We start from the raw sequence: 585 nt of genomic DNA on the forward strand, positions 1-585 counted from the left end.
GGGACGCGACACTTTGGACCGCATCGTATCCAATCTTTCGATGGCGAGTGGTTTATGATGTTTAACGGCATAGTCAACGAGGGCAATAACCTCCGCTTCTATGATTTTCGTTACCTGCCCACTGGTTTTACCCTCTAAGTTAAACGGGAGAGTAAAGGTATCCACACATTGACCTATGGCGTTGATATTGGCGACTGCGATATGATTGACATTCAAATCAACACCAATCATGCCCGTTGATGTTGAGGTATTTAGATAAGGTGTAGCCGGCACATCGATTAAGCATTTAACGATGTAGTAGTCACCATGGTCCTCAAGTGACCATGCTATCGGCTTCCCATACTTTTTCTTATCTTTCAGGTTCATTTGTGTCTGAATGGCGTGATTGACATGATCTTGACCATAAGGAAAAACAACGTCAGCGAGACGAATGACGCATTGGTCGATTGCTTTGAAGGTAAGGGTATGCGTCTCTGGGTGATAATGAAAGACAAAGTTACCTGATTTGGCGTCTTTCCGTCCCGAAATGGTCATCTTACCGTAACGCGCCGCTACCCAATCTTTCTGCCAACGCTCAGCATGAGC

The 585-nt window shown here is 45.5% G+C and carries 1 pseudogene; it reads right to left on the reverse strand.

The features are described from left to right. Nucleotides 1-585: pseudogene (locus tag JCM19043_RS17060) on the reverse strand (IS200/IS605 family accessory protein TnpB-related protein); the annotation flags it as partial.

The sequence above is a fragment of the Halolactibacillus sp. JCM 19043 genome (assembly GCF_001310395.1).
GTDB lineage: Bacteria > Bacillota > Bacilli > Bacillales > Amphibacillaceae > Halolactibacillus > Halolactibacillus miurensis.